This window comes from Corallococcus praedator (assembly GCF_003612125.1).
GTDB lineage: Bacteria > Myxococcota > Myxococcia > Myxococcales > Myxococcaceae > Corallococcus > Corallococcus praedator.
The window spans coordinates 1-431 of the sequence record NZ_RAWI01001120.1; the positions used below are offsets into that span (position 1 = coordinate 1).

1 protein-coding gene is annotated in these 431 nt (G+C 69.4%); it reads left to right on the forward strand.

Features of this window, described 5'->3' with window-relative positions; translation table 11 throughout:
* Window positions 1-431 (forward strand): threonine/serine exporter family protein (locus D7Y13_RS43325; RefSeq protein ID WP_147452730.1); only part of this gene is annotated, 431 nt, incomplete at both ends.

A 431-nucleotide genomic window follows, 5' to 3' on the forward strand; every position in this document is an offset into this window, starting at 1 on the left:
GGGTGGGGCGTGGCTGGAGATGGGCGTGGCGTTCGTGGTGGGGGTCCTCGCGGGCGTCATCCACTTCGGCACGTTGCGTTCGCAGCGTCTGGATTTGCAGAAGAGCTTCGTGGCGACGTTCCTGGGCACGCTGGTGGCGTTCGGGTTCACGCTCGTCCTGCCGTCGTTCGACGCCGTGCGAGCCCTGTTCGGAGGCGCGACGTTGTTGGTGCCCGCGATGGTGGTGACGCTGGGCTCGCTGGAGCTGGCCACCGAGTCGGTGGAGGCGGGCCTGCCCCGGCTCACCTATGGCCTGCTGCGCTTCCTGATGATGGGGGTGGGCATCACGGCGGCGGCGACGCTCTGGAGCTTCGTCTGGCCATTGCCACCCCACTTCGGGGCGCAGGCGCTGCCGGCGCTCGTCACGCTGGTGCTGGTAGGCATTGGCGCTG